24 protein-coding genes are annotated in these 22,326 nt (G+C 38.2%); 13 read left to right on the top strand and 11 right to left on the bottom strand.

Annotation, left to right across the window (positions count from 1 at the left end):
• Positions 1–131: 131 nt before the first annotated feature.
• The 3 genes from ADHAQ_RS0103995 to ADHAQ_RS0103985 all read right to left on the bottom strand — a co-directional run bounded on the left by ADHAQ_RS0103995 (position 132) and on the right by ADHAQ_RS0103985 (position 2,480).
• Positions 132–911 (bottom strand): alpha/beta fold hydrolase, encoded by a 780-nt coding sequence (locus ADHAQ_RS0103995; protein WP_026461837.1) that lies wholly within the window; start codon positions 909–911, stop codon positions 132–134.
• A gap of 8 nt (positions 912–919) precedes the next feature.
• Positions 920–1,504 (bottom strand): PH domain-containing protein, encoded by a 585-nt coding sequence (locus tag ADHAQ_RS0103990; RefSeq protein ID WP_026461836.1) that lies wholly within the window; start codon positions 1,502–1,504, stop codon positions 920–922.
• A gap of 262 nt (positions 1,505–1,766) precedes the next feature.
• On the bottom strand, positions 1,767–2,480 hold the full coding sequence (locus tag ADHAQ_RS0103985) for a pyridoxine 5'-phosphate synthase (RefSeq protein ID WP_026461835.1): 714 nt from the start codon (positions 2,478–2,480) through the stop codon (positions 1,767–1,769).
• 243 nt (positions 2,481–2,723) lie between these two features.
• Here ADHAQ_RS0103985 and ADHAQ_RS0103980 point away from each other — a divergent pair, with 243 nt between their 5' ends.
• From ADHAQ_RS0103980 to ADHAQ_RS0103920, 13 genes are all read left to right on the top strand, one after another.
• On the top strand, positions 2,724–3,185 hold the full coding sequence (locus ADHAQ_RS0103980; protein ID WP_026461834.1) for a GatB/YqeY domain-containing protein: 462 nt from the start codon (positions 2,724–2,726) through the stop codon (positions 3,183–3,185).
• A 175-nt stretch (positions 3,186–3,360) separates the two neighbouring features.
• Entirely contained in the window at positions 3,361–3,879 is a 519-nt protein-coding gene (locus ADHAQ_RS0103975; RefSeq protein WP_026461833.1) for a CvpA family protein, read from the top strand.
• 70 nt (positions 3,880–3,949) lie between these two features.
• Positions 3,950–4,510, top strand: coding sequence for an anthranilate synthase component II (locus ADHAQ_RS0103970; protein WP_342667260.1), 561 nt, complete (start codon positions 3,950–3,952; stop codon positions 4,508–4,510).
• A 43-nt stretch (positions 4,511–4,553) separates the two neighbouring features.
• A complete protein-coding gene (locus tag ADHAQ_RS0103965; protein WP_026461831.1) occupies positions 4,554–5,330 on the top strand; it encodes an alpha/beta fold hydrolase in 777 nt (258 codons plus the stop codon).
• A gap of 22 nt (positions 5,331–5,352) precedes the next feature.
• On the top strand, positions 5,353–6,018 hold the full coding sequence (locus ADHAQ_RS0103960) for a CBS domain-containing protein (RefSeq protein ID WP_026461830.1): 666 nt from the start codon (positions 5,353–5,355) through the stop codon (positions 6,016–6,018).
• A gap of 54 nt (positions 6,019–6,072) precedes the next feature.
• The gene (locus ADHAQ_RS0103955; protein ID WP_026461829.1) at positions 6,073–6,954 is read left to right on the top strand and encodes an NAD kinase; all 882 of its coding nucleotides are present in this window, start codon (positions 6,073–6,075) and stop codon (positions 6,952–6,954) included.
• Between the two features lie 132 nt (positions 6,955–7,086).
• A complete protein-coding gene (locus tag ADHAQ_RS0103950) occupies positions 7,087–8,064 on the top strand; it encodes a DUF6089 family protein (RefSeq protein ID WP_026461828.1) in 978 nt (325 codons plus the stop codon).
• Positions 8,065–8,097: 33 nt separating this feature from the next.
• Positions 8,098–8,853, top strand: coding sequence for a type IX secretion system protein PorG (gene porG, locus ADHAQ_RS0103945; protein ID WP_034256561.1), 756 nt, complete (start codon positions 8,098–8,100; stop codon positions 8,851–8,853).
• A 114-nt stretch (positions 8,854–8,967) separates the two neighbouring features.
• A complete protein-coding gene (locus tag ADHAQ_RS0103940; protein WP_026461826.1) occupies positions 8,968–9,711 on the top strand; it encodes an undecaprenyl pyrophosphate synthase in 744 nt (247 codons plus the stop codon).
• Between the two features lie 6 nt (positions 9,712–9,717).
• Positions 9,718–12,234 carry an outer membrane protein assembly factor BamA gene (gene bamA, locus ADHAQ_RS0103935; protein WP_026461825.1) on the top strand — a complete coding sequence of 839 codons (2,517 nt, stop codon included), beginning with the start codon at positions 9,718–9,720 and terminating at the stop codon, positions 12,232–12,234.
• 154 nt (positions 12,235–12,388) lie between these two features.
• A complete protein-coding gene (locus tag ADHAQ_RS24445) occupies positions 12,389–13,069 on the top strand; it encodes an OmpH/Skp family outer membrane protein (protein ID WP_051359695.1) in 681 nt (226 codons plus the stop codon).
• A gap of 23 nt (positions 13,070–13,092) precedes the next feature.
• Positions 13,093–13,731: an OmpH/Skp family outer membrane protein gene (locus ADHAQ_RS0103925; RefSeq protein ID WP_026461824.1), complete on the top strand. Its 639-nt coding sequence runs from the start codon at positions 13,093–13,095 to the stop codon at positions 13,729–13,731.
• Positions 13,732–13,823: 92 nt separating this feature from the next.
• A complete protein-coding gene (locus ADHAQ_RS0103920; RefSeq protein WP_026461823.1) occupies positions 13,824–14,849 on the top strand; it encodes an RluA family pseudouridine synthase in 1,026 nt (341 codons plus the stop codon).
• A gap of 85 nt (positions 14,850–14,934) precedes the next feature.
• Here ADHAQ_RS0103920 and ADHAQ_RS0103915 read toward each other — a convergent pair whose 3' ends face one another.
• The 8 genes from ADHAQ_RS0103915 to mazG form a co-directional block, all read right to left on the bottom strand.
• Positions 14,935–16,533 carry a tetratricopeptide repeat protein gene (locus ADHAQ_RS0103915; protein ID WP_026461822.1) on the bottom strand — a complete coding sequence of 533 codons (1,599 nt, stop codon included), beginning with the start codon at positions 16,531–16,533 and terminating at the stop codon, positions 14,935–14,937.
• Between the two features lie 44 nt (positions 16,534–16,577).
• Entirely contained in the window at positions 16,578–17,528 is a 951-nt protein-coding gene (locus ADHAQ_RS0103910; protein ID WP_026461821.1) for a PstS family phosphate ABC transporter substrate-binding protein, read from the bottom strand.
• Positions 17,529–17,685: 157 nt separating this feature from the next.
• Positions 17,686–17,931: a hypothetical protein gene (locus tag ADHAQ_RS24440; protein WP_051359694.1), complete on the bottom strand. Its 246-nt coding sequence runs from the start codon at positions 17,929–17,931 to the stop codon at positions 17,686–17,688.
• A 110-nt stretch (positions 17,932–18,041) separates the two neighbouring features.
• Positions 18,042–18,854 carry an energy transducer TonB gene (locus ADHAQ_RS0103900; protein ID WP_026461820.1) on the bottom strand — a complete coding sequence of 271 codons (813 nt, stop codon included), beginning with the start codon at positions 18,852–18,854 and terminating at the stop codon, positions 18,042–18,044.
• A gap of 3 nt (positions 18,855–18,857) precedes the next feature.
• Complete coding sequence (locus tag ADHAQ_RS0103895; protein WP_026461819.1) at positions 18,858–19,373, bottom strand: ExbD/TolR family protein; 516 nt, start codon at positions 19,371–19,373, stop codon at positions 18,858–18,860.
• A gap of 15 nt (positions 19,374–19,388) precedes the next feature.
• On the bottom strand, positions 19,389–19,994 hold the full coding sequence (locus tag ADHAQ_RS0103890) for an ExbD/TolR family protein (RefSeq protein ID WP_026461818.1): 606 nt from the start codon (positions 19,992–19,994) through the stop codon (positions 19,389–19,391).
• A gap of 27 nt (positions 19,995–20,021) precedes the next feature.
• Positions 20,022–20,909, bottom strand: a complete 888-nt coding sequence (locus ADHAQ_RS0103885; RefSeq protein WP_026461817.1) for a MotA/TolQ/ExbB proton channel family protein — start codon at positions 20,907–20,909, stop codon at positions 20,022–20,024.
• A 511-nt stretch (positions 20,910–21,420) separates the two neighbouring features.
• On the bottom strand, positions 21,421–22,224 hold the full coding sequence (gene mazG / locus ADHAQ_RS0103875) for a nucleoside triphosphate pyrophosphohydrolase (protein WP_026461816.1): 804 nt from the start codon (positions 22,222–22,224) through the stop codon (positions 21,421–21,423).
• Positions 22,225–22,326 lie beyond the last annotated feature (102 nt).

Here is a 22,326-nt window from a genome sequence, read left to right as displayed (position 1 = left end):
GCAGGGCTCTTATACCAGCACTAGTAATTGCTGGTAGATAGAGTGGTTACTTTGGTTATATATTCTTATTAAACCCCACTAGCCAGAGGAAGCAGGCGGGGTTTAATAATTTAAGCAGATGCAGGTTTTATTTAAATTTTGCCTTCTTCTGCCAAAAAGTTAATTAGTAGGTTATAAAATTTTTCCGGTGCTTCGGCGTGTACCCAATGTCCGGCATTTTCAATGGTTTCTATTTTAGCTGCCGGGAAAATTTTTTCTATGGTAGCGGTGTCCTCGTCAGGTTTAATATAACGCGAATTTGCCCCCCGAATAAATAAAGTTGGTTTAGGAAAAGGTGTAGCGCTTTTTGTTTCCTGGCCAACTTCTTCAATATGTTGTTCTATAACCGGAAAATTCATGCGCCAAGCAAAAGAGTTGTCTTCTTTCCGATACAGGTTTTTAGCCAGGAACATCCGTACATCCAATTCCTGAATATGCTGAGCCAGGGCTTCATCTACCTCTGTGCGGTTTGTCACTTCAGCTAAATTAACAGCATGCAGGGCCGCCAAAATATCCTGGTGGTGCGGACGGTAAAATTTAGGAGCAATATCTACCACAATCAACCTGGTAACCATATCGGCATGACGCAACGCAAAATTCATGGCTACTTTTCCTCCCATGGAATGGCCCATGATAGTAGCTTCCGGGAGTTGCTGATCTTGCATAAATTGTAAAATATCCTGCTTCATAACATCATAGTTAAAGTCCGGGCTGTGAGGCGAGCGTCCATGATTGCGCAGGTCTATTAAATAAATCTTATATTCTTTTGCTAAATATTTAGCCAGTGTTTGCCAGTTATCTGATGAGCCAAATAAGCCATGTAATATTAATAAAGGTGAGCCTGTACCTAATTCTCTGAAATGTAATTTCATAAGCTGTGTTAAATAAAACAGATAGTTTTTTTCTGGATTGAAATAATGTTAGGCTTTATATACCGGGTTATTTTATCCAGTGGCATCAACAAAGAAGTAAGTGTAATTTGTTGGCCAGTCCGCAATTCAAAGGTAATGTATTCGTAGTTACTCCAGAAATACTTTGAAGTTCGGCATTTTACCTGAATAGCCTCAATAATGTCTTCTTTGCGATAATAAAGTTTCTGCCGGATGTCATAGATGGTAAATGTCTCATTTTTTTTATCTATTTCTACCAGCTTCTGAAAATCATTGAAAAAATACTGGAGGTGCAAAACAAATACCGGAAAAGAGAACGAAGCTAGCATCAAACCTAAAACTAAAAGCAACGAAGCCTCTAAAGGCGGTACCTGGGGCCGGCCAAAGTAAACTACTAGTAAAGGCCCCGAAATTAACAGGCACAACAAGGCCCAAAAGAGCATGAAAAAGTGTCGGCTTGCATCAGGAACATAAACACTTCTTTCTTTAGATAACAAGGTAATTAAGAAACGGAGCACATACATGAGTGCGGCCATCATTCCTAAAAACTTCAATAATTTTATGTATAGAGCCATTAAATATAGTGGTGGTGGAACAGCTGTTTTTCTATTAATAAACGAGTTTTATCCTGATAAATTTAGTTAGAACGTATTTAAAATTTTAATTACTTACCCTAAATGCGTCGGAGGAACTTTAAAGTAAAATAAGCTTAAGAGGTAACTGCAATACTAAATTAAGCCAGGCAGTAGCTGAACTGGCCTAAACCGAATTACTGCTTCCTGCCTGGCTTATGAAAATTTATTGGAATTAAATATTTTATTTTAAGCAGTAGGGGGCTTATTGTAATTGTCTTAGATAAAGCTGAATTGTGTTTTCCATGCCATAATAAAGGGCATCACAAATAAGTGCATGGCCAATAGAAACCTCTAATAATCCAGTAATATTTTGCTTAAAGTATTTTAGGTTGTCTAAATCAAGGTCGTGACCGGCATTAATTCCTAAACCTAATTCATTGGCTTTTTGTGCTGCCTGGGCATAAGGCGCTACCGCTGACGCCGGATCGTTTAGATAATTGGTAGCATAAGCTTCGGTGTATAACTCAATCCGGTCGGTACCTGTTTTAGCTGCTCCTTCCACCATTGCCACTATCGGATCTACGAAAATGGAAACACGGGTACCTATAGCCTTTAAGTCGGCAATAATCTCTTTTAGATAGTCCTGATTTTTAATGGTGTCCCAGCCAGCGTTAGACGTTATGGCATCGGGCGCATCTGGTACCAATGTTACCTGCTCCGGTTTTACCTTTTTTACCAGTTCCAGGAATTCGGGAGTAGGATTACCCTCAATGTTAAACTCAGTAGTTACTACTTTTTTTAAATCTAACACATCCTGGTACCGGATGTGCCGTTCATCAGGACGGGGATGAACAGTAATGCCTTGGGCTCCAAAACGTTCACAATCCAGGGCAACTTGCACTACATTAGGTCGGTTGCCACCCCGGGCATTCCGCAGCGTGGCAATTTTATTTATATTTACACTTAATTTTGTCATTGCTTTTCAGTTTCAATTGTTAGCAATTATTGTATACACCAAATGTACTTTGGTATTTTAAATTATAGAACAACCGGAAAGAAATCCGGTGGCGACCAAAAATAATACGTTTTTATTTAATATTATTTATTGTTTGTAGCATCCTGAATAAATCCGGTACTTTGTCTGTTTAATCCTGGAATGGTTCCAGAGGAGTTAAAAAGAATCTTTAACCAACACTTAACCTTAAATAATTCTTTAAAAATGAGCTTGAAAGAAAGAATAGAAGCCGATATTAAAAAGGCTATGTTAGCCAAAGATAAAACCCGTTTAACTGCTTTACGCAGCATTAAATCGCAAATTTTATTAGCCGAAACCGAAAAAGGGGCAGCGGAGGTTCTTACTCCGGATGCAGAAATAAAATTATTAACAAAGGCAGCAAAGCAACGTCGTGAGTCGGCAGATGTGTATGCAAAACAATTCCGGACCGATTTGCAGGAAACGGAATTAGCAGAGCTGGCCATAATTGAGGAATATTTGCCGCAGCAATTATCAGAAGGCGATTTGCTTAGTAAACTTGCTGAGATTATACAGCGGGTAGGTGCAGCTGGTCCATCAGATTTAGGAAAAGTAATGGGAATAGCCTCTAAAGAATTAGCGGGTTTAGCCGATGGTAGAGCTATTTCAGCGGCTGTTAGCAGATTGCTTAATAATACAAATGCTTAATCAAGGGTAAGTTTTAAGTTATAGGTACCCTGCTGCATGAAAAGTTTTGGGTAAAATGCCCTTCTACTATTTTTTACCCAAACCACATCTTGCTTGATAACTTTTTAATAGGTAACCCAGGTTGTATTAAAATTAGGGAAAGCTTATAACTTAAAACTTACCATTGCCTACAAAGATGAGTACATTTGATGTTTTCCTGCTAATACCTCTTGCATTTGGTGCATTTCAGGGTTTCCGTAAAGGATTCATGCTGGAAGTGCTGTCAGTGATTGCTTTATTCCTTAGATTTATTTTAGGCCTTAAATTTTTAACTACGGCCATTCCGGTTGTACAAAGTTATATAGGCAATGCTTTTGGTTTATTGCCGTTTCTTTCGTTCCTGTTGGTATTTGTTTTAATAATAATGGGGGTGCGCCTGGTAGGAGTCATTCTTAAGAAAGTTTTAGATTTTACGCCTTTTGGAATGGTGGATAATTTGCTGGGTGGTTTATTAGGTGGGTTAAAATGGTGTTTAGCTATAAGTTTACTACTTTATGTAGGAAGCCTGGCCGGTATTGCCATTTCAGAAAAAAGTGTTCAGGAATCCATTATATATCCTTTTGTAATTAAGGCTACTCCGGTGGCTTTAGACGTATTAAGTTGGATGCTGCCTTTCATAAAAGTTATTCTTACTACTTTAAAAGGCTTATTCTGAATTTTCTGCCTTGATTTCTCGTTTCTTATTATAGGTGTTTTACTATATTTAGATTAAGTTGATTCTGCTGTTGGATAATTTTGATTCTTATACCTATAATTTGCTGGATTACTTTGGCCAATTAGGTATTGAATCTACAGTAATAAGAAATGATGTGCCGTTAAACGAGCTTGACCAAATAGCTTTTGACGCTATTGTGTTATCACCCGGGCCTGGAACCCCGGCAACGGCAGGAAATTTAATGGCAGTTATAGATCGGTATCATCAATCTAAACCTATATTAGGTATTTGTTTAGGCCATCAGGCCATTGGCCAATACTTTGGCGCTTCTGTTACCAAGGGCTTGCGGCCAATGCACGGAAAAATTTCAGAAATATTTTGCACAAAGGACGCAATTTTTGAAAACCTACCGCTTCAAATGCCGGTAGTAAGGTATCATTCTTTGGTGCTTAAAGAAGTTCCGGAGGTATTATTACCCTTGGCATATACTGCAGAACAGGAATTAATGGCTTTTCGGCACCAGAAATTACCATTATATGCTTTACAGTTTCATCCGGAAGCTATTTTAACTACCTATGGATTAGATATATTACGAAATTGGGCTATTCTTACAGGTATGGTGGTTAAATAAAAAAACGTACCTTGGCAACTGAAATACCTTTTATTAATATAGAATGAATTTAGAAATCAAAGAAGAAGGGGGATATAAATATATAGATGAGGGCCAGGGAGAGGTCTTGTTATTGCTCCATGGTTTATTTGGAGCATTAAGTAACTGGAATGGAGTAGTTGAGGCCTTTTCAAAAGAGTACCGGGTTGTTATTCCGTTAATGCCCATTTATGAAATGCCTTTGCGGGAAGCAGGTGTGCCAGGATTAGTGAGGTTTGTAGAGGGTTTTGTAAAATTTAAATCATTAGATAACCTTTCTTTGCTGGGTAATTCATTAGGTGGCCATATTGCCCTGGTATATACCTTGAATAACCCTAACCAGGTAAACCGCCTGATTTTAACGGGGAGCTCGGGCTTATTCGAAGATTCTATGGGCGGCTCTTTTCCGAAACGCGGAAACTACGAATATATTAAAGAGCGGGTAGAGTATACATTTTATAATCCGGCTACCGCCACAAAAGAGTTGATAGACGAGGTATTTAATATAGCAAATAGTAATTCTAAATGCCTTCGGATAATAGCCATTGCCAAATCAGCTCAACGACACAACATGGCAAAAGACATAACCCGTATCAAAGTGCCAACTTTACTTATATGGGGGTTGAATGATAATATTACGCCTCCCGTAGTAGCACATGAGTTTAACCGGTTAATAAAAGGATCAGAACTGTATTTTATAGATAAATGCAGCCATGCGCCAATGATGGAACATCCAGGCCTGTTTAACCAGTACTTAGAAAGTTTCTTAGTAAGAACAAGAACCGAAGCAGCAGTAAATTAAGCTATTGCTTTAAAGATATGCTATGATTGCCGAAGAGCTCATAAATCAAATGATTCCGCCCCTGAAGAGTACCGACACGGTAGATAAAGCTGTGCGTTGGATGGAAGAATTTCGCGTGAATCAGTTGCCGGTAGTAAAAAACCGGCAGTATGTGGGCTTGGTTAGTGAGAGTGCACTCCTAGAGAACAATGATAGAGAAGCAACGCTGGATCATTTTCCTTTTGATTATGCCGATGCCGTAGTTATGCATTACCAGCATTTTTATAATGTAATGGAAGTAGCTATCCGGAATAAAATTCAGGTTGTTCCGGTTTTGGATGAGCATCGCGAATTTTTAGGAGTAATAACTGTAAACGACACCTTTGCTGCTTTTGGTCAAATGTCGGCCTTACAAGGTCAGGGGGGAATATTAGTGCTTAGCATGAATGAGCGCGATTATTCTTTAGCTGAAATTAGCCGGCATGTAGAGTCTAATAATGCCAAAATTCTGAGTGCGTTTGTTTCTCCGGATGAAACAGATGGATTTAAAGTAAAAGTAACTTTAAAAATAAATAAGAATGATTTGAATCGGATCATAGCTACCTTTGAGCGTTTTGATTACCGGATTACAGCTCAATTTCAGGAAGCTACTGATTTGAAAGATGATCATGACCGGCTGGATTTGCTTCTGAAATACATAAATATTTAACTACTATACTATAGCAACAGCTTTAGCAAATAAACCTTCCTCTGAGTAAAGCCCATGAAAATAGCAGTAATTGGTAAGCCTTTTTCCGATAAGCTGAAACCTTATATTCAGGGCCTTTTTGAAGAACTCATAAATCGCAACGCAGAAATAATTGTAGTAGAGTATTTTAAAATCTATTTACAAAATAACATATCCATACCCGAAGGAATGAGAGTATTTCGGCGGGGTGATAAATTAACAGACGTAAACTTTGTTTTTAGTATTGGTGGTGATGGCACTTTGTTAGATGCGGTAACGTACGTAGGAGCTCAGCAAATACCTATTTTAGGGATTAACACTGGTCGTTTGGGTTTCCTGGCTACCATTGCTTATGATAATATTCCTGCAGCCATAGATGCTTTGTATAAGGGGCACTATACGATTGATGAACGATCATTAATTAGAGCCGACACAGATCAGGAGGTATTTGACGGGATTAATTTTGGGTTAAACGAATTCTCTATTCTTAAAACCGATACTTCTACCATGATTGTGGTGCATACCTACCTGGATGGTGAGTACCTGAATTCTTATTGGGCTGATGGGCTTCTGGTTTCTACCCCAACTGGCTCAACGGGTTACTCCTTAAGTTGTGGCGGACCGGTAGTGTTACCTCAAACAAACAATTTTATTATTTCTCCCGTATGCCCTCATAATCTTAATGTAAGACCCTTGATTGTGCCTGATAAGAGCGTTATTACCTTTGAAATTGAAGGAAGGAGTAATAATTTTTTAATTTCTCTTGACTCGAGATCCAGGTCTGTAGATGCCTCTATTCAAATTGCTGTAAGAAAAGAAAACTTTAATGCGAAACTAGTTAAGATGACGCACGTAAATTTTCTGAACACACTACGCACAAAATTAAATTGGGGATTTGATAAGCGGAATGATGGTTAATATTAATTTATAATTATCATACTGAGATATTTATATTTTATATATTATATCTAATATTTTTATTGTTAATTTTGGGCAAACGTTTTATAGCATAAATTTACAGGCATTTAAAGATCTATTACTGGTTGGACTATGAAGAAGATATTCTCTACTATTATTCTTGTGGGCATTTTATTATCGCTGGTCACGACCGAGGCAGATGCCCAACGGTGGTCTAAGCGCAGGAGGTATTATTCTCTTGGTGTGAATGTGGCGGCCATGAACTATTTTGGAGATATAGTTCCGCAAGCCGATTTTACCAGTTTACGGTTACGCTCTACACGTCCTAGCCTTGGCCTGACCTATGAATATAAAATGTATCCAAGAGTTTCGTTTCGGGGAAGTCTTGCCTGGGGGCGTATTACTGGCGATGACCAAAAAAGTGCATCTCAGAACGAGGCCGAAAATTTACCACGGTTCAAACGTAATTTAAATTTCCGGAACGATATTAAAGAGTTGAGCGGAGCAATTGTAATAGATTTATTCGAAAACCGCGGTACTTATACCAGACGTCCTGATTTTGCACCGTATGGATTTATTGGAGTAGGTTTAATTCATCATAACCCTAAAACTTATTATGGTGGTGGCGCAATCTTACCTAACGGACAAGAGATGGCAGCCGGTTACTATGAACTACAACCATTAGGAACTGAAGGCCAGTATTCTAATGGTAGCGGTTACCCTGAACCATATAGAAAATTAGAGTTTGTTATACCATTTGGTATTGGTTTCCGTTATAAACTAGACCGGCAGTGGGATTTAGGCTTTGAAATTGGCTGGCGTAAAACCTTTACCGATTACTTAGATGATGTAAGTACTAATTATGCCTCTAAAGCTGATTTATTACAAAGCGATCCATCAGGGAGGGCAGCCATTTTATCTGACAGAAGTAGTGAATCAGGCTATCCAAGTCAACCAGATCCATCTGGAACGCCTTATGCCCACGTACCGGGTTATGGTGTAAAAGGTGATCAACGTGGTGATGCTACCGACAAAGATTGGTACATAACTACAGGTATAAGTTTAAATTACATTATACCAGTAAGAACCAGAGGACCTAAATTCAGATAATAAGTAAGAATTTTATTTACTTATTAAATATTTATGAAGAAAATTAAATTAGTGATGATGCTCCTTGTTTGTTTACAAATAGGGAGCTTTTCTTTTTTAGAAGCTTTTGCACAAAAAACAAGTGAGGTCGGCTTGGGAATAGGGGGTGCCAATTATAAAGGCGAAATTTCTCCTAATTACAGATTCCTTAATAACAGACCTGCCTTAACGGTTTTCTATAAAAAAGATATTTCTAAGGCAGTAGTGGCCCGGGCCGGTATTTTATTTGGGCAAACCAGGGCTAAGGACATTAATGTGGATTTGCCTGTAAACCAATTCCGCCAGGCTGATATGCGCACCAATTTAGGTGAGTTAGCTATTGGCATAGATTATAATTTTCTGGATTATTATGATATGAAGCGTCGGGTGCGTTGGACGCCCTATTTCTTTACCGGGGCTGCCTTAGCTAATTATAATAACAAGGTAGTATTTAATAATGATTTAATAAAACCTTTTGAAAATGGCTTTATATTAGGTATTCCAATGGGAGTAGGGGTTAAGTATGCCTTATCTTACCACTGGAATTTAGGTTTGGAAGTAGCTGCCCGAAAAACCGTTTTAAAAGGTGGTGATAAGTTTGATTACCTGAAAACAAAAGAATATTCGCCTAATCCGCCTCAAAACTTGCAGTTTGCCAATCCATACGACAAAGACTGGTATTTTTACAACGGAATCAGCATTTCTTATACCTTCTATAAAATAGTTTGTCCGGACGTTTACAAAAAGGACCCGAAGCTGTTAAGGCGTTAATTAACAGGTAAATTTTGTAATTAATTACAAATCCGTACATTAATTAGTTTAAACTCCTGTTGCCATTCTGAAAGTTGGCCATATTTTTATAACTTGCGGCGAAATTTGCTTTGAATGGACCTTCTGGAAAAAGTTGATATAAACAATTTGCCGAAGCACGTTGCCGTTATAATGGACGGAAACGGACGGTGGGCTAAGAAAAAAGGTGGGCTTCGGATTTTCGGGCACCAAAACGCTATTACAGCTGTTCGGGAAACCGTGGAGGCTGCAGCAGAATTAGGTATACAGTATTTAACCCTATACGCATTCTCTACTGAAAATTGGTCACGCCCGCAATATGAAGTAAACGCATTAATGCAATTACTGGTTTCAACTATTAGAAAAGAAACGGCCACACTAACTAAGAACAATATTCGTTTACAGGCTATTGGAGATATAGCCTCTCTGCCGGATGCCTGCCGGCGGGAGTTGTTTGAAGCAATGGAAATAACGGCCTCCAATACCCGGATGACTTTAAACTTAGCATTGAGTTATAGCGGCCGGTGGGAAATAACCCAGGCTGTAAAACAAATTGCTCAATTGGTAGAAGCGCAAAAGCTTAAGGCTACAGATATAACAGAAACTATTATCAGCAACTTTCTGGCTACAGCCAACATGCCTGATCCGGAATTGCTGATTAGAACTAGTGGTGAGCAGCGTATCAGCAATTTTTTGTTGTGGCAGCTGGCTTATACAGAATTATATATTACTGACTTATTATGGCCGGACTTCCGGAAAAAGAACCTGTACGAGGCGCTCGTATCTTACCAGAGTCGAGAAAGAAGGTTTGGCAAAATAAGTGAACAACTAACGAAATAATTTTTAATGGTAAAAAGATTTGGGTTGCTGTTTATTTCTTTAATAGCAGCCATTTTAACAGCTCAGGCACAAGTAGGCTTATCTCCCGCAAACGGTGGTGCTTCTATTGATTACACAAATCCACGTAAATATACTGTAGGGGGAATAACAGTAAGTGGTGCCAAATTTTTAGATCCCAATTCCCTTGTTTCCATTACAGGTTTAAAAGTAGGAGATTCGGTAACCTTGCCAGGTGAAGATATTAGCCGGGCAATCCACAAATTATGGGGACAAGGTATTCTGGGCGATGTAGAGGTAAATATTGTTAAAATAGAAGGCGATAAAGTTTTCCTGGACTTCTTTTTAACGGAGCGGCCCAGGTTATCTCGCTTTGAGTTCTCTGGTATCAAGAAAGGGCAGTCAGATGCTTTACGTGATAAAATTAAGTTAATCCGCGGAAAAGTAGTAACCGATGCCTTATTAAATACTACCCGCCATACTGTAAGAACATATTTTCAGGATAAGGGTTACCTGAACACCAAAGTAAATATTCTGCAAAGACCTGATTCAGTACTGGCTAATAGTGTAGTGCTGGATATTCACGTAGATCGAGGCGAAAAAGTGAAGATTGGCGAACTTAATTTTGTTGGGAATGAAGCTATCTCGGATAAGAAGTTAGCCAGCCGGATGAAGAAAACCAAGGAGAAAAGGCCTTTCAGAATTTTCACGGCATCTAAATTTAAACGTCCTGATTACGAGGAAGATAAGAAGAAGTTAATTGACTACTATAATTCTCAGGGCTACAGAGATGCTTTAATTGTTTCTGATTCAGTTTATAATCTATCTGATGAACGTATTGGTATTACCATTCGGGTAGAGGAAGGTCGGCAATACTTTTTCCGGAATATTTCCTGGAAAGGGAATTACATTTATGACGATAAGCAATTAGCCAGTGTTTTAGGTTTTAAGAGAGGCGATGTTTACAGTAATGAACAATTACAAAAAAGAACACAGTACAATCCAACGGGAGCTGATATTTCTTCGCTTTATATGGATGATGGTTACCTGTTTTTCCATGTTGATCCGGTGGAGGTATTAGTAGAAGGTGATTCTATTGATATTGAAATGCGGATATTTGAAGGTGCTCAGGCCCGGATTAAAAACGTTTCTGTTTCGGGTAATGACAAAACAAGTGATCACGTAGTTCTTCGTCAGCTTTATACCATTCCTGGTCAGAAGTTTAGCCGTACTAACTTAATTAATTCGCAAAGGGAGATTGCCACGTTAGGTTATTTTGACCCGGAGAAGATTGGCATGAATCCTGTTCCGAATGAAGCAGACGGTACCGTAGATATTAAATATACAGTAGCAGAAAAACCAAACGACCAGATTACCCTGTCTGGTGGTTGGGGTGGTGTTTACGGAATTATTGGTACTGTTGGGTTAGTGCTAAATAACTTCTCAGCCCGGAAGGCTACCGATTGGAAAAACTGGCGGCCTATTCCTAGTGGTGATGGACAAAGGTTAGCTTTAAATATTCAGGCGAATGGTCTGCGTTATCAATCTTATTCTCTTTCGTTTACTGAACCTTGGTTAGGCGGCAGAAGACCAAATGCTTTTACAGTTGGGATGAACAAAACCATTTCCCGTCAGATTGGTCTCGATAATACTGTAAGTGGAGCAATTAAAATTAATGGAGCTTCCGTTAGCTTAGGACGTAGGTTACGGAAGCCAGATAATTATTTCTCATTATCGCACTCATTGGGGTATAACCAATATATTACCAGTGGAAGATTTATGGAAGTTTATAATTTCGGTAATGTTGATCGGGATAAGCAGGAAGCTTCTGCTAATAGTATTTCTTTTACAAACACCATTGCCCGGAACAGCTTAGACCAAATTACTTTTCCAAGAAGAGGTTCTTCCTTAAGCTTAAGCCTTAACATGACTCCTCCATATTCTTTATTATTTAAGAATGTTGAACAGAGTAAATGGATTGAGTTCCAGAAGTGGATGTTTGATGCTTCCTGGTTTACAACCTTGAGCCCTAATGGTAAATTTGTATTGAATACCCGCGCGCACTTTGGGTTCCTGAATACTTATAGCAATAAGCGGCAAGTAGGACCTTTTGAACGTTTCAAACTTGGTGGTTCTGGTTTAGGTATTGGTAACTTTATTGTAGGTACAGATTATATTGGTTTACGTGGTTATGAAGATGAATCACTTTCTCCGGAACAACGTGGTGGGATTACCTTCAGTAAATACGTGACCGAGCTTCGTTATTTAGTATCTCCAAATCCGGCTGCTACTATTTATGTACTAGGTTTCATGGAAGCAGGTAATAGCTTTAATAATTACAGAGACTACAATCCGTTAAAATTATACCGGTCAGCCGGTTTAGGTGCCCGGGTATTTATGTCAGCTTTTGGATTACTAGGATTTGATTATGGCTGGGGCTTTGATCGGGTTCCTGCGGTGCAAGGAATACCAGGTACTAAACCAGGCGGACAGTTCCACTTTATTATTGGTCAGCAAATCAGGTAATAAAATTTATTTTTAATTAATGTTTGGTATCATATTCGCTTAATACTTTATTAGATAAAGCAATCGTTAAATAAAAAGAAATAATCAAGTGCTTGTTTAGTAGGTAAATAAGTATAATAACGATAGAAGAGTTAAACCAAACAATTTTGTAAGAATGAAAAAATTATTATTTTTAGTTTTCTTTGCCTTGCTTACCTTTCAGGCTGCTTATGCGCAGAAGTTTGGTTATGTAGATTCTGAGTTCATCATGAGTAAGGTTCCGGCCTATACAGCGGCTCAGAAAGAAGTAGATAAGCTATCGGCTAATTGGCAAAAAGACATTGAGAATAGGTATGCAGCCATAGACAAAATGTATAAAGCCTACCAGGCCGAAGAAGTTCTGCTTACGGATGAAATGAAAAAAAGGCGTCAGAACGAGATTGTTGAAAAGGAACGGGAAGTCAAAGAATATCAGAAAAGCATTTTTGGTTTCGAAGGCCAGCTGTTCAAAAAGCGACAAGAATTAATTAAGCCAGTGCAGGATGAAGTGTATGACGCCATTGAAAAGGTTGCTAAACAAAAGCAATTGCAAATAATATTTGATAAATCAGGAGGTTTGGTAATGCTTTATACCAATCCGGTACATGATTATACTGAGTATGTTTTAGAAGCGTTAGGATTAGCATCAACAGAAAGGAACTCACCAGGCAAAGCTCCTGTTGTAAGACCAACTGATACGCCTGCCGCTGCGGTAACAGATGTAGGAGAGGATGAAGCCTCAACACAGCCAAAAGCTGCAGGAGGTGCCGTGAAAAGAACAACACAAACAACCAAGTCACAACCTAAAAAAAAGTAATATCTATTAATTAATTATTTAAAATGAACAAAATTAAATTATTTGTAGCAGCCGCATGTATGATGGCCATCACTGTGGTTTCTAACGCACAAACAGCTGCTCCTAAAATTGGTTACACCAATGTGTCTTATATTTTAGGTTCAATGCCAGAAAGCAAACAAATAGAATCTGATTTAAAGGCCTACAGCACCCAGTTAGAAGCTCAGCTACAAACTAAATTTAAAGAGTTTGAAACGAAACGTGATGCTTACCAAAAAGGTGCTTCTACCATGACAGAAGTTATTCGGGCTGATAAAGAAAAAGAATTGATGAATCTGCAAAATTCTATTGAAGAATTCCAACGTAATGCAGAAGCCTCTTTACAAAAGAAACAACAATCTTTATTAGAGCCTGCTTATACTAAAATGCAAAAAGCGATTGATGATGTAGCTAAAGACAATGGATATACTTATATCTTTAATTCTGATGCTGGTTACGGATCAACTACTATTCTTTTACACGCTCCGGAAGAAGGTAACGTATCTGATTTAGTTTTAAAGAAAATGGGTGTAACACCTCCTGCTAAAGGAACAGCAAGTGCTGCTCCGGCAGCGATGCCAGCTTCAAAAGCTACTACACCGTCAGCTACTAATACTGCTCCAACAGTAAAGAAGAAGAAGTAATCTAGTTTAATTTTATAATAGGATAGCCGGTACATTCTTTGTACCGGCTATTTCTTTTTTATGTAGTTTTGAAATAAAAATATCAATGTTTAATGGCTGAAGAATTCTTAGACAGCAATATTGACACAGATGAGTTGTACGAGCACCACCGTATCGTAGCAGACAAAGGTCAGGCGTTAATTCGGATTGATAAATTTCTGATGGATCGGTTACCAAACGTGAGCCGGAATAAGCTGCAGGAAGCTATCAGTTCTGAATCTATTCAGGTGAATAACAAACCTGTTAAATCAAGTTATAAGGTTAAGCCTTTTGATATTATTACGGTTACTTTGCCGGACCCACCACGTGATACAGAAATTGTTCCGGAAAACATTCCCTTAACTATCATATATGAGGATGAAGAACTGCTACTCGTAAATAAGCCTGCGGGAATGGTAGTCCACCCAGCCTACAGCAACTGGTCAGGCACCCTGGTAAATGCCTTAACTTATTACTTGCAAAATTTACCAACCAGTAGAAATGGGGAGGGTAGACCTGGCCTGGTACATCGGATTGATAAAGATACTTCTGGTTTATTGGTTATTGCCAAAACTGACTATGCCATGACCTACCTGGCCAGGCAGTTTTTTGATCATAGCATTGAAAGAACCTATTATGCCTTAGTTTGGGGAGTGCCTAAAAAAGAAACAGGAACCATTGTGGGTCATATAGGCCGGAGCGCTAAGGACAGGAAAATAATGGCTGTATATCCGGAAGGCGATTACGGTAAACATGCCGTAACGCATTATAAAGTATTGCAGTCGTTTCAGTATGTTTCCCTTGTCCAATGCAATTTGGAAACCGGGCGCACCCATCAAATAAGAGCTCATATGAAACATATTGGGCATCCGTTATTTAATGATGCCACTTATGGCGGTGATCAGATTGTATATGGAAGCCGGACCTCCTCTTTTAAAGCCTTTGTGGAAAATGCTTTTAAACTTATACCCCGACAAGCCTTACATGCTAAATCTTTAGGCTTTAAACATCCGGTTAAAAAAGAATTTATGCAATTTAATTCAGATTTGCCGGAAGATTTCATTGCTGCTCTTGATAAATGGAGCCTATATAAAAGTTAAAGGTATTTTGTTAAAGCATTATAAAAAGTAAAAGCCTGCTCTTTGTAGAGCAGGCTTTTACTTTTTATAAATAAAATTAGCTAATTTATTTTCTAGCTGATTTTGATGCTACGTCAAGATTTTTTAAAGCGTTGTCAACATCTTTGTTAGTTGGGTCTAAACGTTTTACTTCTGTCCAATACTTTCTAGCCGTAGTAAAATCCTTAGACTTGTAAGCTTGATAACCTAAGTAATAATTAGCTTTCATTAAACCACCTTTATAAGAAGGGCTGCTCGCTTTAGCTGGATCTTCCATAATTAGCTTAACATACTCCTCATAATAAGGTTTTGCAGCACCACCTTGGTCTTTATCCTGCGCTTCAGCAATTTCAGCCCTACGTAAAACTGCTGGAGTATAATTAGGTACTTCTTTTAATAAAGCAGCATAAATTTCATCAGCCTCAGCGTATTGTTTAGCTGCAAAATAAGCTTCTGCTAATTTAAAGTTATCCGTTCTAGAAGGTTTAGCGGCAATTTTTGCTTTATAAAGAGCAATTGCTTTTGGATATTCTTTTTGTTTGATATAAAAAGCAGCTACATCATCTTGTAATTCTGCATTGTCCGGATCCATTTGTATTGCCTTATCAAATTGAGCCTGTGCTTCTGCCCCTTTGCCTGCTTTTGATAACATCTGGCCATAATAAGAATAGTCAGACGCAATGAATTTAGATTGATCAGCACCTTTAAAATAAGTATCCATGGCAGCTAAAGCTTCGTCTGTTTTACCAGCTTCAAATAATGCTTTTGCTAAAACACTATTTATAGCAGTGTTTTCTGGGCTTTGTTGTAAAGCTGCACGAGCCTCTCTTATTGAACCTTCATAATCTTTGGTTAAAAATAAGAATGAAGCTAATTGCATGCGAGTTTCCGGGGAATCCTCAGCCATTGAGATAAACTTTTTGAAGTTCTCAGCAGCTTGGTCATATTTACCTACGAAGTAATACATTTCACCTAAATCGCGGTAAACCGGAGCAAAGTTAGGGTCAGCTGTTATAGCAGCCTGATAAGAAGCCTGAGCTTCGTTATAGTTTCTGGCCTGCACAAATAACTTGCCACGTTTAGCGTGTGCTTTAGCTAATTTGCCATCAATTTGAGTGGCACGTTCAAAAGCCGTTGCGGCCTCGCCACCACCATTTGTTCTTAAAAGATGTAAATCACCTAGAACAACGTAAGCTGGTGCACTGTTGTTTTTAGTTATTTTTAAGGCTTCGTTTACATATTCAATTCCTTTTGCAGGCTCTTTAACTTTAGCATCTACATAAGCCTGTCCTATTTGAATATATACATTTGGATCTTTCTTTTTAGAGGCTTTTATCGCCGCTTCAAATAATCCTTCTGCTTCTGCTGTGTTACCTTTGAGTAAAGCCGCTTTACCAGCACCAACCATGGCAAGAGCTGATTTTGGATTTGCAGCATAGCCTTTAGCATAGGCCGCTGTTGCCTCATTCAACTTACCAGTTCTCAAATACGCGTCTCCTAAATAAAGCGATGCCTCGTCACTGTTTATGCCAGATAATGTTTTGGTTGCTTCATTATATCTTTCCAAGTCAATTGACCGTTGGGCATCTTTTACACTTTGCCCAAAGGCAGTAGTAAAGCTTAACGAAGCTCCTAAAACGAGGATATACTTCCAATTCTTGATCATTTGTTTTTGTTTGTTTGGTTAAAAAAATTGGTAAAAGAAAAAATTTACTCTGTTACGGTTACTAATCTTAGTACCGCATTAGCGGGTACCAGTCCTGATTTTAAAAATATTCTTTGTCCTTTATCCCTTGCTACAAATGCTGCAAAACCTGTGCCAAGTCCTACTCGCGCCTCACGACTTATAATATATAAGTTTCTTCGGAGCGGATAAGTTCCCTGGGCCAGGTAAGCCTGGAAGGGTTGGTAGTAAGTATCGGGCTTACTTGGATTAACTTTTAAACCTACTGACACTACATTTATTTTATCTAAAAAGCCCATTGCGTTAGGATCATCAAAATCGCTTATCCAACTCACCCCTAATACCCCAATGGCATTAGGATTATTGGCTACGTAATCTATTAACGCTTTATGTGATTTAGCTGCAAAAGCGTTTGGGGCCAAGGGTTGTTTATGATTGATGGAATCAAGGATATACCTTGCTGTACTGGAATTGTTATTGTCAAATACAATTGTAATATCTGATAATGATGATTTTGAATTAATTTGCTTCCAAGACTTTACCTTACCCGTAAATATATCCTGTAATTGCGGAATAGCCAAAAGGGTATCCGGATTATTAGGATGCACAATTAAAGCTACTCCATCTATCGCTATTTTTGTAACGCGTGGGGTGATCTTTATATTTTTGAAGACCTTGTTTTCTTCGTCTGTTAGTTCTCTGGGAACAATTGCCAACCGCACGCTGTCATTTAATAAATCACGTATGGCTTCTCCTTCTGGTTTATAAGAAGCCCTAATAGTGGCATATTTATATGTTTTTTCGAAAGTATAGACATGAGAGTCTAAAATTGGTTCAAAAGACTCATCTACTACTATTTTTATATCGCCGGATGTGCCAGTATCCGTTACAGGTGGTTTACCTGAGTTATTATTACAAGCAGTTAGGCCACTGCTGCCTATTACTAAAAAGATTATATATCTTAATAATGTATTCATTTTAACTGTCTTTGAAAACTAATAAAGTTTCCGGTGCACAAATCTAATAAATAGATTTATATAAATGGTTAGATATAAATCTCTTCAAATTTAACCATCATTATTTAGACGAATTCAGATTCAAAAGGTTAGCTATTAGCTCTTATTCTTTAAGAAGTTAATCTTTAAAAGTTTCATCTTTTTGCTCAGCATGCCTTTTGTAGGTTCTGATGAATCGGAAGATTCCGTATAAAAATAAAACTGCACCAATAGCCATTTTTGTTTTAGCTGGTAAGGCTATTTGTTCGGGAGTAGAAAAGAAAAGGTATACTCCAATGGCTGGGTATACAAGTGCCATTACCAGGCTAAAATATTTAAGAATAGATTGAAAATTATTTTTAGGGCCGTTGGAATCTGCTCTCATGAATGCTGCGTTTAAGTACTCCTCTCAATATAGATGAATAAAAAACTCCGAATCCATAACTGAACCCGGAGTTTTTATTTATTAAATTATAAACAAACCAAAGTTTATAATTATTGAATTTTGAAACGAACTGGTAAAGTATATCTTACACTTACTGCTCTACCGTTCTGACGGCCAGGAGTCCATTTTGGCATAGATTTTACTACCCGTATAGCTTCCTCGTCTGTACCACCTCCAAGAGGCTTAAGAACTGTAATATCAGATATTTCACCTTCTTTGTTTACTACAAATTGTAAGGTTACAGTACCTTCCAACTGGTTACGTAATGCCACGTTAGGATATTTAATGTTTTTACCTAAATATCTGAACATGGCTTCCATACCACCTGGGAAAGTAGGCTGCTGCTCTACGAAGTTGAAGATTTCTTCTTTAACAACTTCACCTACGGCAGTTGGCGCTTCTACTTCTGTTAGTACCTCCTGAGTGGTAGTACCTACTACTGTTTTAGTAGCAATTACCACATCTTCCAGTTCCTTCTGATCTGGAATTTCTTCTTCTTCTCTTACCTCTTCGTCCTTTTTAATTACCGGTGGGGTAAATTTAACCGTTGAGGTTACCGGTGGTGGAGGAGGAGGAAGGTCAGGTGGCGGCGGTGGCGGCGGTTTGTTTTCTAATGAAGGTGGTTCTGCCAATTCAACTATTTTCTCTACCTGAACTTCTTCGTCTGCTTCATCACCACCTATCATATTGGCGATGATTGGGGCACTTAGAACAAGTATGAAAAGAGTAATAGCGATAGCAGTAGCAATCTTTACGTGCTTATTATATACTTGACGTAATACATAAGCACCGTAAGTTTTATTGCGACCCTCAAAGACGATGTCGTCCATCGAGGCATTTGCATAATTAATGTTACTTGCCATTTCTTACTGTACTTTTTTAACTAATTCTTCATCACGAGGGTCCACATCAATAATGGCATATTTACCAATACCGGTGATATTCATTTCATCCAGAATATCTACCATGTTTTTGTAAGTACCTTTTTCCATTGGTTTGATAAGTACCATCAAGTCTTTGTTGCTTCTGCGAGCCAGTAATACTTTCCGAATACCATTTGCGGAGTAATCGGTTACTTGTACACCTGGTGCGGCCGGGGCGTCTGGTAAGCCTGCGTACCAAAAAACTTTATTGTTCTCACCCATTAAAATGGTAAGTGCATTTGAAGCTTTTAGTTGCGATTGCTCTTCCTGGTCTTTTGCCTTAACCGGCATGTTAATTTCCATGGTCTGCGGCTTGGCTAAGGTTGTGGTCATAACGAAGAACGTTAGAAGCAAGAAACCTAAATCCACCATGGGAGTCATGTCTATCTTGGTTGAGTGCTTCTTCGCTTTTGGTTTCCCACCCTTACCGCCGCTATCCTTTGCTTGTATTTCTGCCATTTTCTTACTATTTAATTAAATGGAACTTGGTCCGCCTTCTTGAGAAGTGATCAGGTTAAACCGGTTCACCTTATAATCTTGAAGTGTTTTAATTACTTTTTTGATTGTTGGCACGTCGGCTCCTTCGTCACCTTTTATGGCTATAACTGTTTGCGGATTAGCCATACGAGTCTGGTGCACCCAGTTACCCAGTTCATTATTTAAAGAATCCATTGGTACGCCCGGTTGGTTAGCTTTTTTAAGCTGCTCCTTTGGTAGGGCCAATAAAGACTTTAACTGAGTGATAGGTACTCCAAAACTTGGTAAGTTTGCAAACTTTGCTCTTTCTTGTTCAGAGAAAGTAACATTGTATTTAGCCGCCATCTTGTCCAGTAATTCAGCCTTGGTATTCTTACCATCTACTCCGAAAAATACCCGACCACCTTTATCCACGGTAAGTGTGATAACATTTGATTCTGGGATCTTAATCTGAGATGTTGATGATGGTGTTGTTACAGTTACAACCTCTTCCGGTTGGAACTGTGAAATCAACATAAAGAAAGTTACCAAAAGAAAGGCCAAATCCACCATAGGTGTCATGTCCAGAGAAGGAGCTGCTCTATGTGTTTTTATTTTTGGCATTTTGTTCTTTTGTTCTAATTATTTTAATTAAACGTGAGAAGTAGTTGCAGTATTACCTTCTTGAGAAGCAAATGTTTGAATGATGCTGAAACCAGTTTCATCGATGCTGTGTGTCAGTTGGTCAATTTTGCTAGTGAAGAAGTTATATGCAATAATTGCAATAGTAGAACCAGTAATACCAAGAGCTGTGTTAATCAAAGCCTCAGAGATACCGTTCGCAAGAGCAGTTGCATCAGGAGTACCAGCAGTTGCAAGAGCGGCGAAAGCCACGATCATACCACGTACTGTACCGATAAGACCAATCAGAGTAGAAACGGAAGCAATTGTAGATATAATTACTAAGTTTTTCTCTAACATTGGTAATTCTAAAGCAGTAGATTCTTCAATTTCTTTCTGAATAGCTAATACTTTTTGATCTTTTGCTAAAGTAGTGTCTTTTTGCATTTCTTGGTATTTTAATAAACCAGCACGCACTACGTTGGCTACAGAACCTCTTTGAGTATCGCAGGCAGCAAGAGCACCGTTAATATCATGGGCATTTAATTTCTGACGGATAGTTCTTACAAAAGACTCAACACCTTTGCTACCTTTAGCTTTGTTGATGGTTAAGAAACGCTCGATAGCAAATAAAATGATCATAATGTTTACGGCAATCAAAACTGCCACAATTGGTCCACCTTTATAAACCTGGCCTAACATGTTTCCTGGTAGTGGGTGGTTGGCATTATCGCCACCTTCAAAGTTAGATCCGTTACCTAAAATGAATGTGTAAATTAATATACCGGCTAAAATTGCAATTGGAATAGCAAAGCTGGCAAAAGCACCACCTGATTTTCCTTCAACTTTACCCGTGTTCTTGTTTGCAGTTGCTGCTGGCTTTGGCGCATTTGTAACTACGGCATTCTTTTTTTCCATTGTTGTTGTAATTTAATTGTTAAGTTGTTTGTGTTTGGTTTTAGATTTTAATTGTTTGTTTTAAGATTTTGCTTGACCAAGTTGTTTAGATGCTAGCGTAAATTCTAAATTTTAGATGTATCGTTTATGCAAATATCTAAATCGAAACGAAAAATCAAAGTAGTTTTTTAATCTCTTTTTAATTTTTTTTTAGCCTATACCATTATACAAACCTAATTAAAATCAATTTTCCTTCAAAATCAACAAATTTGCCTGTTTTGATCATATTCAATAATAAACATAAAAGCTTGGTTTTATGCTAACAGGGTTTTGGTTTTTTTAAGAAATAACTCAGATTTGCAAGAAATATTTATAAATTTTATAAGGAATAAAACCAGGCATTTTAAGCCATTCTCCATTACTACATCCTTATAACTTTGTACTTTTTACAAAATTGAGTTGAAAATTACCAAAATCAGGGATTGATTTTAATGGTTTTTCTAAAAGTAAATTCTAAACGGTTAGTAACCAATTAAAATTGTTTAGCCTGTTCCCAGTATTTATCCATTTCTGCCAGCGTAAGCGACGATAAAGATTTGCCATCCTTTGCCGAGGCCTGTTCCATAAATTGGAAACGCTTAATAAATTTAAGATTAGTGCGTTCCAATGCTTCTTCCGGATTTATGTCAATAAACCGGGCAAAGTTTACCAATGAAAACAATAAATCACCAAATTCATCTGTTGCTTTTTGCTGGTCTATGGTAGTAGTATCTGTTACATTAAATTCTTCTTCGAATTCCTGCAACTCTTCTTCTACCTTTTGCCAAACCTGACTTTTTTCCTCCCAATCAAAACCTGCGCCACGGGCTTTTTCCTGAATACGCATGGCTTTTACCAATGCGGGCAATGAAACCGGAACTCCGCCCAATACCGATTTATTACCTTCTTTTATTTTAAGTTTTTCCCAATTTTGTTTTACCTCCTCTTCTGATTGTACTTCTACATCTCCATAAATATGCGGATGCCTGAAGATTAATTTTTCACATAATGCATTCAGTACATCGGCAACGTCAAACGTGTTTGTTTCAGAAGCTATCTTTGCATAAAATACCAGGTGCAGCATTAAATCTCCAATTTCCTTTTTCAGGTCCTGCATATCCTGCCTCATTATGGCATCCGAAAGCTCGTAGGTTTCTTCAATGGTTAAATGCCGTAAGCTTTCAATGGTTTGTTTACGGTCCCAGGGACATTTCTCCCGCAGGTCATCCATAATATCCAGCAGCCGGTTGAAAGCCTGTAGTTGCTGTTCTCTTGTTTCTCTACTAGTAGTCGACATTGTATATAAATTACATTTCTTGCCATCAAGGATTTCATGCTTTAGGCCTGGAAGCAAAATACTCTTGAATGTAGCATTGGGTGCAATTTATATTATTTAGAT

Origin of the sequence: Adhaeribacter aquaticus DSM 16391, assembly GCF_000473365.1 — a bacterium.
In the GTDB taxonomy this organism is placed as follows: Bacteria; Bacteroidota; Bacteroidia; order Cytophagales; family Hymenobacteraceae; genus Adhaeribacter; species Adhaeribacter aquaticus.
This window is presented reverse-complemented; position numbering and strand designations above follow the sequence as displayed.